This is a genomic window from Pseudocitrobacter sp. 73, from assembly GCF_008369545.1.
Lineage (GTDB): Bacteria > Pseudomonadota > Gammaproteobacteria > Enterobacterales > Enterobacteriaceae > Pseudocitrobacter > Pseudocitrobacter vendiensis.
Genome location: NZ_VTZO01000010.1, coordinates 110695 through 124514, shown reverse-complemented (window position 1 = coordinate 124514; position 13820 = coordinate 110695). Strand labels below are relative to the sequence as shown.

The 13820-nt window shown below is 55.4% G+C and carries 15 protein-coding genes and 1 other RNA gene; 4 read left to right on the top strand and 12 right to left on the bottom strand.

What is annotated here, in order from left to right; translation table 11 throughout:
* Positions 1 to 6: 6 nt before the first annotated feature.
* The 3 genes from ubiH to F0Q32_RS12330 all read right to left on the bottom strand — a co-directional run bounded on the left by ubiH (position 7) and on the right by F0Q32_RS12330 (position 3230).
* A complete protein-coding gene (gene ubiH / locus F0Q32_RS12340; RefSeq protein WP_149463291.1) occupies positions 7 to 1185 on the bottom strand; it encodes a 2-octaprenyl-6-methoxyphenyl hydroxylase in 1179 nt (392 codons plus the stop codon).
* Complete coding sequence (gene pepP / locus F0Q32_RS12335) at positions 1182 to 2498, bottom strand: Xaa-Pro aminopeptidase (protein ID WP_149463290.1); 1317 nt, start codon at positions 2496 to 2498, stop codon at positions 1182 to 1184. Before pepP ends, ubiH begins: the two co-directional genes overlap by 4 nt.
* Positions 2499 to 2651: 153 nt before the next feature.
* The gene (locus F0Q32_RS12330; RefSeq protein ID WP_149463289.1) at positions 2652 to 3230 is read right to left on the bottom strand and encodes a YecA family protein; all 579 of its coding nucleotides are present in this window, start codon (positions 3228 to 3230) and stop codon (positions 2652 to 2654) included.
* A gap of 160 nt (positions 3231 to 3390) precedes the next feature.
* Between F0Q32_RS12330 and zapA the strand changes: the two genes are divergently transcribed.
* The 3 genes from zapA (at position 3391) to F0Q32_RS12315 (ending at position 4564) form a co-directional block, all read left to right on the top strand.
* On the top strand, positions 3391 to 3720 hold the full coding sequence (zapA, locus tag F0Q32_RS12325) for a cell division protein ZapA (RefSeq protein WP_015963113.1): 330 nt from the start codon (positions 3391 to 3393) through the stop codon (positions 3718 to 3720).
* Between the two features lie 41 nt (positions 3721 to 3761).
* Positions 3762 to 3945: non-coding RNA, 6S RNA (gene ssrS, locus F0Q32_RS12320), on the top strand.
* Positions 3946 to 3967: 22 nt separating this feature from the next.
* Positions 3968 to 4564, top strand: a complete 597-nt coding sequence (locus F0Q32_RS12315; protein WP_149463288.1) for a 5-formyltetrahydrofolate cyclo-ligase — start codon at positions 3968 to 3970, stop codon at positions 4562 to 4564.
* Between the two features lie 100 nt (positions 4565 to 4664).
* On the opposite strand, the gene F0Q32_RS26805 is transcribed toward F0Q32_RS12315, so the two are convergent.
* The 3 genes from F0Q32_RS26805 to rpiA form a co-directional block, all read right to left on the bottom strand.
* Positions 4665 to 4724, bottom strand: a complete 60-nt coding sequence (locus F0Q32_RS26805) for a type I toxin-antitoxin system Ibs family toxin (protein WP_149463453.1) — start codon at positions 4722 to 4724, stop codon at positions 4665 to 4667.
* A gap of 228 nt (positions 4725 to 4952) precedes the next feature.
* Positions 4953 to 6185: a phosphoglycerate dehydrogenase gene (serA, locus tag F0Q32_RS12305; protein WP_149463287.1), complete on the bottom strand. Its 1233-nt coding sequence runs from the start codon at positions 6183 to 6185 to the stop codon at positions 4953 to 4955.
* 262 nt (positions 6186 to 6447) lie between these two features.
* Positions 6448 to 7107 carry a ribose-5-phosphate isomerase RpiA gene (rpiA, locus tag F0Q32_RS12300; RefSeq protein ID WP_149463286.1) on the bottom strand — a complete coding sequence of 220 codons (660 nt, stop codon included), beginning with the start codon at positions 7105 to 7107 and terminating at the stop codon, positions 6448 to 6450.
* A gap of 148 nt (positions 7108 to 7255) precedes the next feature.
* Here rpiA and argP point away from each other — a divergent pair, with 148 nt between their 5' ends.
* Complete coding sequence (gene argP / locus F0Q32_RS12295) at positions 7256 to 8149, top strand: DNA-binding transcriptional regulator ArgP (protein ID WP_015963109.1); 894 nt, start codon at positions 7256 to 7258, stop codon at positions 8147 to 8149.
* Positions 8150 to 8192: 43 nt separating this feature from the next.
* Here argP and F0Q32_RS12290 read toward each other — a convergent pair whose 3' ends face one another.
* From F0Q32_RS12290 to F0Q32_RS12265, 6 genes are all read right to left on the bottom strand, one after another.
* A complete protein-coding gene (locus F0Q32_RS12290) occupies positions 8193 to 8939 on the bottom strand; it encodes an oxidative stress defense protein (RefSeq protein ID WP_113857766.1) in 747 nt (248 codons plus the stop codon).
* 91 nt (positions 8940 to 9030) lie between these two features.
* Complete coding sequence (gene argO, locus F0Q32_RS12285) at positions 9031 to 9666, bottom strand: arginine exporter ArgO (protein ID WP_015963107.1); 636 nt, start codon at positions 9664 to 9666, stop codon at positions 9031 to 9033.
* Positions 9667 to 9800: 134 nt separating this feature from the next.
* Positions 9801 to 10658 carry a small-conductance mechanosensitive channel MscS gene (locus tag F0Q32_RS12280; RefSeq protein ID WP_149463285.1) on the bottom strand — a complete coding sequence of 286 codons (858 nt, stop codon included), beginning with the start codon at positions 10656 to 10658 and terminating at the stop codon, positions 9801 to 9803.
* A 123-nt stretch (positions 10659 to 10781) separates the two neighbouring features.
* Entirely contained in the window at positions 10782 to 11714 is a 933-nt protein-coding gene (gene allS, locus F0Q32_RS12275; protein WP_149463284.1) for an HTH-type transcriptional activator AllS, read from the bottom strand.
* On the bottom strand, positions 11671 to 12504 hold the full coding sequence (locus F0Q32_RS12270) for a DUF2877 domain-containing protein (RefSeq protein ID WP_149463283.1): 834 nt from the start codon (positions 12502 to 12504) through the stop codon (positions 11671 to 11673). The genes allS and F0Q32_RS12270 overlap by 44 nt, the downstream gene beginning before the upstream one ends.
* 39 nt (positions 12505 to 12543) lie before the next feature.
* The gene (locus tag F0Q32_RS12265) at positions 12544 to 13806 is read right to left on the bottom strand and encodes a DUF1116 domain-containing protein (RefSeq protein ID WP_149463282.1); all 1263 of its coding nucleotides are present in this window, start codon (positions 13804 to 13806) and stop codon (positions 12544 to 12546) included.
* Positions 13807 to 13820: the final 14 nt, after the last annotated feature.

Genomic DNA, 13820 nt, shown 5'->3' with positions numbered 1-13820 from the left:
GACTCCTTAACGGGCTACCCAGCCCAGCGTACGCTGCGCCAGCACATCGCGTGCCGGGGTAAATAATTCCATCGCCATTAAACCGACATTGCGCCCAACAACCAGCGGGGCCCAACGATTGGCAAACAGATGCACTAAACCATCGGTCACGCCGATAGTGGCGGCTTTATCGTCCGCGCGCTGACGTTGATAACGACACAGCAGCCCATAGCTGCCGATATCCTGACCCGCGTCATGCGCCTGCGCCAGCAGTTCCGCCAGCGACATGACGTCGCGCAGGCCAAGGTTAAATCCCTGCCCGGCAATCGGATGCAGCGTCTGCGCCGCATTACCGACCAGCGCCAGACGGTGTGATACAGCCCGAGTGGCCGTGGTGAGAGACAACGGATACGCATTACGTGCGCCAGCCTGTGTAATGCGTCCTAAGCGCCAGCCAAACGCCTGCTGAAGTTCATTGCAGAAACGTTCGTCCGACCAGCCCATCACCTCATCACGATTTTCCAGCGCATGGCACCACACCAGCGAGCAGCGGCCTTGTGACATCGGCAGCATCGCCAGCGGGCCATTCGCGGTGAAGCGTTCAAATGCGCGCCCCTGATGCGGAACGGCGGTAGTAACGTTGGCAATAACAGCAAGCTGTTGATACGGTTCTTGTTGCCAGCTAATTCCGCACTGTTCACCCAGCGCCGAGCGGGAACCGTCGGCTGCCACCAACATTTGCCCGTTGATCGTCTCGCCACTTTCAAGCGTGACGCTCACGGCATCCTGAGTGCGATTGACACGGGAAACGCGCGCGGGGCAATGCAACGTTACACCAGGCGCTTTGCGCAGCAGCGCGAAAAGACGTTGCCCGACATCATGCAGTTCCACCACGTTGCCAAGTGCAGGCAGACGATAATCTTCTGCTTCCAGCGTAACAAACCCGGCATGGCCGCGATCGCTCACATGAACGGTATGGATTGCCGTCGCGCAGTTAGCGATGGCCTGCCAGATGCCGACTTTCGCCAGTTGCTGACAGGTGCCCGCCGCCAGCGCAATCGCCCGGGCATCAAAGCCCGGATGTTGCAGAGAATCCACTTCCGCCGCTTCAATCAGATGCACAGGTAAACGCCCACCGGTCATCTGCGACACCGCCAGCGCAAGCGTCGCGCCGGTCATCCCACCGCCGACAATAATCAGGCTCATAGGCGACGCGCCGCCGCCATCAGCGCTTCAATATCATCCGCGCGTTTGACTACCGAGGCAGTCAGGTTTTCATTGCCGTCTGCGGTTATCAGAATGTCATCTTCAATACGAATACCGATGCCGCGATACTCGGCCGGCACATCTGCATCCGGCGCGATGTACAGGCCCGGCTCGACGGTTAATACCATGCCAGGCTCCAGCACGCGCGAGCGATCCACGCCGTAAACGCCGACGTCATGTACATCCAGCCCCAGCCAGTGGCTCAGGCCGTGCATGAAGTACGGGCGATGGGCGTTTTCCGCGATCAGTTCATCGACTTCACCGTGCAGAATCCCCAGATCGCGCAGGCCGGTAATCATGATGCGCACCACTTCGCCGGTCACTTCCTGAATGGAGGTGCCTGGACGATAGAGTTTGAGCGAGGTTTCCAGCGATTCCAGCACGATGTCGTAAATGGCGCGCTGTGCCGGGGTAAACTTGCCGTTCACCGGGAAGGTACGGGTGATATCACCGGCGTAGCCTTTGTATTCGCAACCGGCGTCAATCAGCACCAGTTCGCCATCGCGCAGTTCGGATTCGTTTTCGGTGTAGTGCAGAATGCAGCCGTTTTCGCCGCCGCCAACGATAGTGTTGTAAGACGGATAGCGCGCGCCGTGGCGGGTAAACTCGTGCAGAATTTCCCCTTCGAGCTGGTACTCAAACATCCCCGGCTGGCATTTTTCCATCGCGCGCGTATGCGCCAGCGCGCTGATTTCACCAGCGCGGCGCATCACGGCAATCTCTTCTTCCGATTTGAACAGCCGCATTTCGTGCACCAGCGGACGCCAGTCAATCACCGTGGACGGGGCCACCAGATTCTGGCGCGAACCTTTGCGCAGTTTGTCCATCGCGGTGAAGACGATTTCATCGGCCCAGGCGTATTCACCCTGCGCGTGATAAATCGTGTCCAGCCCATTGAGCAACTGGAACAGTTGCTGGTTGATTTCGCTGAAAGCCAGCGCGCGGTCTACACCCAGCTTTTCCGGGGCCGCATCCTGGCCGAGACGGCGGCCAAACCAGATCTCCGCCGTCAGGTCGCGAACACGGTTAAACAGCACGCTGTGGTTGTGAGTGTCATCGCTTTTAATCAGCACCAGCAAGGCTTCCGGCTCGTTAAAGCCTGTGAAGTACCAGAAATCGCTGCTCTGGCGATAGGGATACTCGGAATCCGCGCTGCGGGTCACTTCCGGCGCGGCAAAAATCAGCGCCGCGCTGCCTGGCTGCATTTGCGCCAGCAGTGCCTGACGGCGACGGAGAAACTCTTGCTGTGTCATGACATCTCCTTAATACGTAAAATGCGGACGGTTTGTCGGATGGCAGCAACGCCTTATCCGACCTAGTTCGACGACATCACTTTGTAGGCCCGATAAGCGCAGCGCCATCGGGCAAAGCCGGCAGAACGCACATTGACCCGCAACCCTGAATATTTAGTGTAACGTTGGCTTTTGCACTTCCGGCGCCGTCGGCTGCGGGCGCGTGAAGGTATCGTGGCACAGCAGCGCCGCAACGCGCACGTACTCGATGATCTCTTCCAGCGACATCTCCAGCTCTTCCTGGTCTTCGTCTTCGTCATAGCCCAGCTGCGCGATATTGCGCAGATCGTCAATCGCTTCCCCGGTTTCGCCTTTCACTTTATCCAGCTTCGGCTGAGACACGCCCAGCCCCAGCAGGTAGTGATTCACCCAGCCAGAAAGCGCATCGGCGCGTTCAAACACGCTGACATCGTCGCCTTCAGGCAGATAAAGCTGAAAAAGAAAACCGTCGTCTTCCAGCGAATCGCTAGTCACCGCATGCATGGTACGTAGCGCTTCAGCCAGCTCGTGGCCGAAGGCAAGCCCTTCGTTGGTGAGGTCGTGAAGCAGCGGCTGCCATGAGCTGTCGCTGTTTCCGCCACAGAGCATCCCGCTGATGAGGCCATGCATTTCCGCAGGCGTCAGGCCTACCCCTTGTTGGTTCAGTAACTGGTTCACATCGGTGTAACCAGGCATTTCGTTCTGTATAGACATGCGCATTCATCATCGTTGGGAGGAATATTCATGGTATGCTACCACTTTGGACCCTGGTGATACCAGAAAAGGGCTTGTATGTTCATACCAGGGTAGCTATAGTGTCGCCCCTTCGCATCCTGGGTGTGAAGGCCGCGCAGTCAATCAGCAGGAAGGTGGCATGTCTGCAGAACCCGTCGATATTCACATTTTTGGCCGTTCGCTTCGCGTGAATTGCCCGCCTGAACAAAGGGATGCTTTGAATCAGGCCGCGGACGATCTGAATCAGCGGTTGCAAGATCTGAAAGAACGCACTAGAGTCACAAATACTGAGCAGTTGGTCTTCATCGCCGCGTTGAACATCAGCTATGAATTAACTCAGGAAAAGTCCAAGACGCGCGACTACGCTTCCAGTATGGAGCAGCGCATTCGGATGCTTCAGCAGACCATTGAACAAGCATTGCTTGACCAGGGTCGCACCTCCGAAAAGTCAGGGCAAAACTTTGAATAACACTTTGCAGTTTACTGTGGTAGAGTGACTGTGAAGACAAAATTTCTCTGAGATGTTCGCAAGCGGGCCAGTCCCCTGAGCCGATATTTCATACCACAAGAATGTGGCGCTCCATGGTTGGTGAGCATGCTCGGCCCGTCCGAGAAGCCTTAAAACTGTGACGACACATTCACCTTGAACCAAGGGTTCAAGGGTTACAGCCTGCGGCGGCATCTCGGAGATTCCCCTTCTTTTACTACCAGCCCTTATGACTCAACTTCCTGAACTCGCCCTCTCCCGACAAGACATCCGCAAGATGATTCGGCAACGGCGTCGCGCGCTAACAGAACAACAGCAAATCGATTTCGGCGAACAGGCCGCCACCCGCATGATGGCGTATCCGCCCATGGTGATGGCGCATACGGTGGCGCTGTTTTTGTCCTTTGATGGCGAGCTCGACACTCAACCGCTAATAGAACAACTCTGGCGCGCAGGTAAACGCATCTATCTGCCAGTGCTTCATCCCTTCAGCCCTGGAAACCTGCTGTTTCTGCACTATCACCCACACAGCGAACTGGTGGTGAATCGCCTGAAAATCCACGAACCAAAACTGGATGTCCGCAATGTTCTGCCGTTGAGCAAACTGGATGTGCTGATCACGCCGCTGGTCGCTTTTGACGAGCAAGGGCAACGACTGGGAATGGGCGGTGGGTTTTACGATCGCACGCTGCAAAACTGGCAGCAGCATGGCATCAGCCCGGTAGGCTACGCACACGATTGTCAGTTGGTGGAACGCTTGCCGGTTGAAGAATGGGATATCCCTCTGCCAGCGGTGGTGACGCCGTCGAAAACCTGGGTGTGGTAGGGCGAAGTTTCCCACTCCGCCCCGATTGACTTTGCTGATTCTTTGCCCTAATTTAGTGAGTAAGGGTAAGGGAGGATTGCTCCTCCCTCTGGAACACTGTTTAGAAAGCTGGCGTGCTTATCATCAACAGAATAACCAGGATGATGACTAACTTCATCATAACCCTTCTCCTTTGAGCCCCTGCTTCGGTAGGGGCTTTCCCGTTTTAGCATCATGCTGCCCCTATCCTAATCTTTCCTGCACACGTAAAGATGCCGTCGCGCGGCTTTAGTTGCCTTTTACGACTCGCTTCGCAATGGTTGATTACATTCGTTTCAGGATGGAAAACAGCGGCAGATGAGCGGGAAATGACGGGCAGGCCAGCGGCCCGCCCGTGAAGGCGTAAGAATCAGAACAGCATGCGTGCGCGAACCGTGCCCGGAATCGCTTTCATGCTTTGCAGCGCTTTCTGTGCCACGTCTTCTTCTGCTTCGATATCGATAACCACATAACCCATCTGCGGCGTGGTTTGCAGGTACTGTGCGGCAATGTTGACGCCCTGCTCAGCGAAAATCTGGTTGATGGCAGTTAACACACCAGGACGGTTTTCATGGATGTGCAGCAGGCGGCGGCCACCGTGAATCGGCAGTGAGACTTCCGGGAAGTTCACCGCAGAAAGGGTTGAGCCGTTGTCGGAATATTTCGCCAGTTTACCCGCCACTTCCAGGCCGATATTTTCCTGCGCTTCCTGCGTTGAACCGCCAATATGCGGCGTCAGGATCACGTTATCAAACTCGCACAGCGGCGAGGTGAACGGGTCACTGTTAGTTGCCGGTTCAGTCGGGAAGACGTCGATCGCCGCGCCCGCCAGGTGTTTGCTCGCCAGCGCATCGCACAGCGCCGGGATATCCACAACGGTGCCGCGAGAGGCGTTAATCAACAGCGAGCCCGGCTTCATCAGCGCCAGCTCTTCCACACCCATCATGTTTTTGGTGGAGGCGTTTTCCGGCACGTGCAGGCTGACCACATCGCTCATATTGAGCAGGTCGGAGAGATGTTGAACCTGCGTCGCGTTGCCCAGCGGCAGTTTGTTTTCGATGTCGTAGAAGAAAACGTGCATCCCCAGCGATTCCGCCAGAATGCCCAGCTGTGTGCCGATATGACCGTAGCCGATAATGCCCAGTTTTTTGCCGCGCGCTTCAAAAGAGCCCACCGCCAGTTTATTCCACACGCCACGGTGTGCTTTGGCGTTCGCTTCCGGCACGCCGCGCAGTAGCAGCAGCAGTTCGCCAATCACCAACTCGGCCACGGAACGGGTGTTCGAGAACGGTGCGTTAAAGACCGGTACGCCGCGTTTGGCAGCCGCTTTCAGGTCAACCTGGTTGGTGCCGATGCAGAAGCAACCCACAGCCACCAGTTTTTCCGCCGCCGCAAAGATTTCTTCGGTCAGATGCGTACGGGAGCGCAGGCCAATGAAATGGGCATCACGGATAGACTCTTTCAGCTGCTCGCTGTCCAGCGCGCCTTTGTGAAACTCGATGTTGGTGTAACCTGCTGCACGAAGGCTATCCACAGCCTTCTGATGTACGCCTTCTACCAGCAGAAATTTAATCTTCTCTTTTTCCAGTGATACCTTAGCCATTTCCCCGCCCTGTCTTTGTTTTACTGATGTTGTGATGAACGAAAGTTCACCTAAGCAACATATCAAAAAAAACTATCGCGGCAATCTAAACGTTTGCGTGTACGTCATGCGGAAATTTCACGCGGGGCAGAATGTCAGCATAAAATGCTACACATAAGAAATCAGATGGGATGTTAATGAAGTGGTTTTGTAAAATGTGACACAAGTCACCAAAATGAGGCAGATAAAAAATTTTGGGGGAATTGCGCTTCCCCCAGTCAGATCATTTCGTGATGGTTTTCACACCATCAGCCGTACCAATGAGTGCCACATCAGCACCACGGTTGGCGAATAATCCTACGGTCACCACACCAGGAATAGCATTGATGGCGTTTTCCAGCGCGATGGCATCAAGAATTTCCAGACCATGTACGTCCAGAATCACGTTGCCGTTGTCAGTTACGACGCCCTGACGGTATTCCGGGCGACCACCCATCTTCACCAGTTGGCGTGCCACGCAGCTGCGCGCCATCGGGATGACTTCAACCGGCAGCGGGAAATTGCCCAGAATATCGACCTGCTTAGAGGCATCTGCGATACAGATAAATTTGTCCGCAACAGAGGCAATAATCTTTTCACGCGTCAACGCCGCCCCGCCACCTTTGATCATCTGCATGTGGCCGTTGATTTCATCCGCACCGTCAACGTAGATCCCCAGACGGTCAACTTCATTGAGGTCAAAAACAGTGATCCCCAGGCTTTTCAGTTTCTCGGTGGAAGCATCAGAGCTGGATACCGCGCCTTCAATCTGCCCTTTCATGGTACCCAGCGCATCAATAAAGTGTGCTGCGGTAGAGCCTGTGCCCACTCCAACAATGGTGCCCGGTTGTACATATTGAAGCGCCGCCCAGCCTACTGCTTTTTTCAGTTCATCCTGCGTCATGATTATTGCCCGTGCTGTAATGATATTTGCCGCATTATAGAACATATGTACACAATGGCGCATTGCGCCAGGCACCAATTTCGTCTGTATCTGCCTGCAATTTATGTCATAGTGCGAGATAACGATTTTAGAGGAGCCCCTCAACGCAATGAAACGTCCTGACTACAGAACATTACAGGCGCTGGATGCGGTTATTCGGGAACGCGGCTTTGAGCGCGCAGCGCAAAAGCTTTGCATCACCCAGTCAGCCGTATCGCAGAGAATCAAACAACTGGAAAACATGTTCGGGCAACCGTTGCTGGTGCGAACCGTGCCGCCACGCCCTACGGAGCAGGGTCAAAAGCTGTTGGCGCTACTGCGTCAGGTTGAGCTGCTGGAAGACGAGTGGCTTGGCGATGAGCAAACGGGTTCGACGCCGCTGCTGCTATCGCTGGCGGTCAACGCCGACAGTCTGGCAACCTGGCTGCTGCCAGCGCTTGCCGATGTGCTGGTTAACTCGCCTATCCGTCTGAATTTGCAGGTTGAGGATGAAACTCGCACACAAGAACGCTTGCGTCGCGGTGAAGTGGTTGGCGCGGTGAGTATCCAGCCGCAGGCCCTACCAAGCTGCCTGGTTGATCAGTTAGGCGCGCTGGACTATCTGTTTGTCGGTTCAAAAGCGTTTGCCGAGCGCTATTTCCCGAATGGCGTGACGCGTTCAGCGCTGCTGAAAGCGCCTGCCGTGGCGTTCGACCATCTCGACGATATGCATCAGGCCTTCCTGCAGCAAAACTTTGATTTGCCGCCGGGCAGCGTGCCGTGTCATATCGTGAATTCATCAGAAGCCTTCGTTCAGCTGGCGCGTCAAGGAACGACCTGCTGCATGATCCCGCATTTGCAGATTGAAAAAGAATTGGCTTCAGGTGAGCTGATTGACCTGACACCGGGACTGTTCCAGCGTCGGATGTTGTACTGGCACCGCTTTGCGCCGGAAAGCCGCATGATGCGCAATGTGACGGATGCGCTGCTGGCCTATGGGCGTCGGGTGTTACGGCAGGATTAAAGGTTAACGTCGGATGGCGCTGCGCCATCCGACATATCAACGATTACTGCGCTTTCGCGGGGGTGGCTGGCTGAGACTGCGCCTGAGCAGGTTGCAGCTCAAATACCACGTCTACCTGATCACCAAACTGAATGGTCGGCTGTTCGTAAGTCTCTTCCGCTGATACCGGTGCGGCATCCGCTTTCATCATGCGAACCATCGGGCTCGGCTGATAGTTCGACACGTGGTAACGCACGCTGTAAACCGGCCCCAGTTTGCTGTTAAAGCCCGCTGCCAGTTCTTTAGCCTGATGAATTGCGTCATCAATTGCCGCTTTACGCGCTTTATCTTTGTAAGCATCCGGCTGAGCCACGCCCAGCGATACAGAGCGAATTTCGTTCAGGCCGGCTTTCAACGCGCCGTCCAGCAGAGAATTAAGCTTATCCAACTGACGCAGCGTCACTTCAACGGTACGCACCGCGCGATACCCCTTCAGAATGCTTTTGCCGTTCTGATAGTCATAATCAGGCTGAGTACGCAGGTTGGCCGAGCTGATATCTTTCTTCGCTACGCCATTCTGCTCAAGGAAGGAGAGGTACTGCGCCACGCGCTGATCCGCCTGCTTCTTCGCCGTCGCCGCATCTTTAGCCGCGATATTCACTTCAATTGCCAGGGTGGCAATATCCGGGGTCGCATCTACGCTGGCCGTACCGGAGGTGACAATATGCGGGCCGTTAGGTAATTCATTCGCCTGTACCGACATCGCGCTCAAACCCATTAATGCTGTCAGCGCCATCACTTTAAACTTCACTGTCGTCTCTCCATGTTACGTTATCACCCGAAAATACAGGTACTCGCATCCAAGCTTAGCGCTTCATAAGCGAAAGTCCATCGGACAACGCTTAGTTGAACAAGGCGTGAACATGCCCGATGCCCTCTTTCGCCAGTTGGAAAGCGATAAACCACATCACCACACCGACCAGGGTGTTAATGATGCGCTGGGCTTTAGCGGTGCGCAGACGCGGCGCCAGCCAGGCAGCCAACAGTGCCAGGCCAAAGAACCACAGGAACGAGGCGCTGACAGTGCCGAGCGCAAACCAGCGCTTAGGTTCCACATCAAGCTGTCCGCCAAGGCTCCCCAGCACCACAAACGTGTCGAGGTAAACGTGCGGATTCAGCCAGGTCACTGCCAGCATAGTGGCGACAATCTTCCAGCGGCCCTGCTTGAGTACCTCGGCGCTGGCGAGTTCCAGATTACTACTCATGGCCGTTTTCAGTGCGCCATAGCCATACCAGAGCAAAAAGGCGACGCCACCCCACGTTACGAGCGCCAGCAGCCACGGCGACTGCATCAGCAGCGCACTGCCGCCAAAAATACCGGCGCAAATCAGCAGCAGATCGCTAACGGCGCAGAGCAGCGCAATCATGATGTGGTACTGACGGCGAATGCCCTGGTTCATCACAAACGCGTTCTGGGGGCCGAGGGGAAGAATCATGGCAGCGCCAAGCGCAAGCCCTTGAAAGTAGTAAGATATCACGAGATTTATCCTGAGCTGTGTCTGTTTACGGCAGACTATAGCGCGGGATGATCATTAGCGGAAATTGATAATTTTAATCGCTTATAAGGCAGGCTAATAATGGCGGAGCAGCGCTCCGCCATTGGCAGGAAATATTATTCTGCGTCTTCTTTCACGCGTTTGAAATTCACGTCCATTTGCGGATACGGGAAGCTAATACCGGCGGCGTCAAACTCACGTTTAATGCGTTCCAGCACGTCCCAGTAAACATTTTGCAGGTCGCCGCTGTTACTCCAGGTACGCACCACAAAGTTAATCGACGAGGCGCCAAGCTCATTCAGGCGCACGGTCATTTCGCGATCTTTTAGAATACGCTCATCGGACTGGATGATATTGGTGAGAATGGATTTCACCTGATCGATATCAGAATCATACGCAACGCCAATAATGAATTCATTACGGCGCACCGGCTCACGCGAGAAGTTAATGATATTACCGGCAATGATTTTCCCGTTCGGGATCACCACGATTTTACCGTCAACGGTACGCATGGTAGTGGAGAAAATCTGCACGTTCAGCACAGTACCGGCCACGCCGCCCAGGTCAACATACTCGCCCGCACGGAACGGACGGAACATCACCAGCAGCACGCCCGCCGCCAGGTTGGAAAGTGAGCCTTGCAACGCCAGACCCACGGCTAAACCCGCGGCACCCAGCACCGCAATCACCGACGCGGTCTGAACGCCTACACGTCCCAGCGCGGCAATCAGCGTAAACGCGATAATCGCATAGCGAACCAGTGCAGAAAGAAAATCCGCCACGGTGGCGTCAATGTGACGCGCGCGCATCAGACGGTTTACGGTGTTAGAAACCAGGCGGGCGATGATCATCCCGACGATGATAATCGCGATGGCCGCGACGATATTCACGGCATAACTGAGCAACAGCGCCTGGTTGCGCACCAGCCAGGTGCCCGCCCCATTAATGCTGTCGACTACGTTTAAATCTTCCATTCAAACTCCCCGAAAATAAAAAAATGTGAGTTGGCTCTCACGAAAAATGACTCTTTAAAGGTAAACAAAAAGCGTCAAATATTCCATTTTTCAATATGATTCAGAAAGTGAATTGCAGTGAGATCAGTTGCCAGCCGGGCGATCGACCATACGCAGGAAACCACTTACTAAGGCGTTTCGCTGCTTAAAGATCTCTGCAATTTCGCTCACCACCTTGCCGCTGCCGGCATTCTTCCAGGCGAGAGAAAGCGGTGAAGGCTGGCGCGGATGAACAACGTCGCGTGCCACCAGCGCCCCCGATTCCACATAGGGCCGACACATCCGTTCCGGCAGAAAACCGACGCCAAGGCCGCTTAAATGACAAGCCAGTTTAGTGCTGAGGTCGGGCACCTTGATCTCTTTTTGCCCACTCAATAACCATGCCACGCGGCGCGTCAGGGTTCTTGAAGTATCTTCGATATTAATGGCTGGATAACGCCGCAGGATATCATCCGAAAGCGGTGAAGCCGGAAGCGTGGCAAGCGGATGATTGGCCGCCACCACAAACTGCCAACTGATATCGCCCAACGGCAGCAATGAAATATTATTGGAAAGCGACTCCGAACCTGTGACGCCTATCGCCAGTTGAAAATCATCGTAAAGCAGTGAGTCCCACACACCCATGTAGACCTGGCGCGAAATCTGAAAACGGGTAAAAGGAAACTGTTGATGCAGCCAGGTTAGCAGGTCTGCCGTGGTTTGCGGTTGGTAGAGCAGGTTATTGATAACAATATTCACCTGTCGTTCAACGCCCGCGTTGATTTGCTGTAGCTCATCCGGCATGGCGTCCAGCCAGTTGAGCCACTGGCGGCAGTGTTCAAGCAGATGCTGCCCGGCGCGCGTAAGGCTGACAGAGCGGGTAGTGCGTAAAAAGAGTTGCGTGCCGACCTGCTCTTCCAGGGTCTTAATGCGATAGCTGATCGCCGCTGGCGTTTTATGCAACGCGCTGGCGGCTCGAGAGAAACTCTCCGTTTCAGCAACCCGAATAAACGTGCGTATTGTTTCCTGATCGAGCATGCACTCTCCTTGATTCTCTTTGCCGCAACCCCTGTTGCGTCATCGCCATTCCTACCAATGTGTCAGCGCCGGACGTGTGACCAATATTCAACAGACGCCGTACCGCAGACTGCGCGCAGCGCGTGGATTGCCAGCGCCGTAACAACCTTAACACTGGCGTCGAGAACGTGCCGTGACGTGCGCTGTTAAGATAGCAACAGCTTACTGAAGTCGTGAGATGCGCGAGTTGATCCGCCGGGGGTAAAAACGGACGCTGTGGTGAAGCGAGACCTGTCGCATACAAGATAGCAAGCGCCCCAATCAGCATATCATCACCGCTCGGCGTCAGGCCGGGTCCGCAACCAATCAGCCATGACCAGTCCGGCGTATCACCATTTAGCCAGCGTTCCAGTTGCTGCGTGAAACGGTCAAAAATCGGCATTGCTGTCAGCGGCTGATTCAGCGCGCCGCACAAACCACTCAGTTGAGGCGAGACATGCACGTTATCCTGCCTGAATTCGGCAACCTCCGGGGTGAGTGAAAGCACGCGACGCGGGCGAATCAAGATATCCGCCCCCCAAAGCAGATTGCCCTGCTTGATAACGTGCGTAAGGTGAGAACACGTTGCAAAGTGATGGGTGGTAAGCAATACGCCCGCCGGGCCCATACCTTTGCCGAAGCGGAAAAGCGTTAACAGGGTACCATCCGGGCGACAGTAGTTTATTGCCTGTGAAAAGCGGCTATGCAGCGTCCATTCACCATCGGGTAAATGAGATAACCCGGCGCACGCCTGAGCATTAATGATTTTCATCAGCAGCACTCCGGGGCGGCACTGCCGCCCCTTCTCTTGTTACGCAGTGATGTGGTGCAGCTCCGCCAGCGCTTCCAGCGCTTTCTCGAAGCAAAGCAGCGGCGCACGTACGGTGCCCGCGCCAACCTGGCCAATTCCCGCCTCGCGGTGCGCAATGCCGGTATTAATCAACGGCGTGATGCCCGTTTCTACAACGCGGCGGATATCCAGCCCCAGGCACGCGCCTTTAAAATCCCAGGAGGGGATCTGGAACAGCGGGTTGTGATCGAGATAGATCTCCGCCATTTCTTCCGATGTCTCCAGCGCAGCACCCATTCCGCCAGCGCCAACAAAGCGGGTTACGCCCGGTGCAGCAATCATCGCCGCACCGCCAATACCGAGCGTTTCAGTGATCGCGCTGTCACCAATATCCGGGTTAGCGTCCGCCTGGCTGTAGCCGGTGAAGAATAGCCCCTGCGGCGTGTTTACCGGCGCGGTAAACCAGCGATCGCCCGTGCCGCTCACGCGAATACCGAATTCGCGACCATTACGCGTCATCGCGGTGACCACCGAGCCCGCTTTAATCACTGCCGCGGCGTCCATCACCGCCTTGCTGTAGGCCATCGCCAGATTCAGGAAGAACTGATCGGTCACGCTGAGGAACTGTAATACCTCAATCACTTCGGCTTTAGGGCGAGCCAGGCCCGCGATCACCGGAGATAACGTGCGCAGCAGGAGTGAAGAGGCAGCGATATTACGCTGATGGAATTCATCGCCCATGGTGATGGCCTGCGCCATTAGCGCGGTAAGATCGATGCCATTATCCAGTTTGCTAATCGCATCCTGAAGTACCGGCGCCAGCGTATCGCGCATCCAGCGCAAACGTTGCTGGACGTCGTCGCCGTAGGCACCAAAGCGCATCACCTTGCCAATGCCTTCGTTCAGATTGCAGCAAGCATGGTTACCGTGGACCGTATCTTTCACCACCAGAACCGGCATATTCGCAGAGGTGATTCCCCCCATCGGCCCCACGGCGCCAACATGATGACAAGGGATGAATTCTACCTCGCCCTGTCCTAGCAAACGGACCGCCTCTTCTTCCGTTGCAGCCCAGCCCTCAAACAGTGACGCGCCAATACATGCGCCACGCATCGGCCCGGTCATCTCTTCCCATGCAATGGGCGGCCCCGCGTGAAGCAGTTTGCGGCCTGATGCGAGCGTGACGACCGCCTCTTTCGCGGGTCGAACGGCAACCCAGTGCGGTCGGGCAGCTTTGATGCGTTCAATGATGGCTTCGTTAGCCTGTGCAATTGATGAATACATATCCGTACCTCTAA